The 579-nt window shown below is 73.7% G+C and carries 1 protein-coding gene; it reads right to left on the bottom strand.

The annotated features are described in order from the left end of the window. Positions 1–579 (bottom strand): hypothetical protein (locus tag NE591_RS12210; protein WP_256156739.1); only part of this gene is annotated, 579 nt, incomplete at both ends.

Here is a 579-nt window from a genome sequence, read left to right as displayed (position 1 = left end):
CGCTCATGACGCCGGCGAATCCGACGTCGGAGGTGCTCGAGCCGCGCGGACGACGCGCGGGCGCCGGAGCGCCGGGAGCCCCCTCGGCGGGCGCGACGAAGCCCTGCCCAGCCCGGGAATGCCAGGTGCGGTTGTCCATGACATCGATCATCGGGTCGTGGCGGTCGCGGTCGTCGCGGGAGTAGTCGGAAACCTGGTGGCTCTCGTTGAAGGTGCGCGAGTCGATACTGCCCCGGCCGTCGATGACCTCGCGGTTGAGCGCGCGGCCCCGCCGAGCTTCCGACAGGGCATCGCGAGAGGCGCGGGCGCGCTCGTAGCTTTCCATGGAGGAGCGGGTGAGGTCGTAGCTTTCCTGGGAGGACAAAGGTGGCACCACGCGCGTTCGGCGCTGGCCGGCGCGCTGGGCCGGGGTTGCGGGTGCGGGACGCTGCTGGGCGGCGCGACGAGCCTCCTGCTCGCGCTGCTGGGCCGCAAGGGCCTCGCGCCGGGCCGCGCGATCGGCATCGCGCTGGGCGGCACTGGCCGTATAGGCGCGGGACGCCTGCTGGGAGCGCAGGCGCGCGTCACGGGCGCGCATCT

Origin of the sequence: Adlercreutzia sp. DFI.6.23 (assembly GCF_024462535.1) — a bacterium.
GTDB lineage: Bacteria > Actinomycetota > Coriobacteriia > Coriobacteriales > Eggerthellaceae > Adlercreutzia > Adlercreutzia rubneri.
This window is presented reverse-complemented; position numbering and strand designations above follow the sequence as displayed.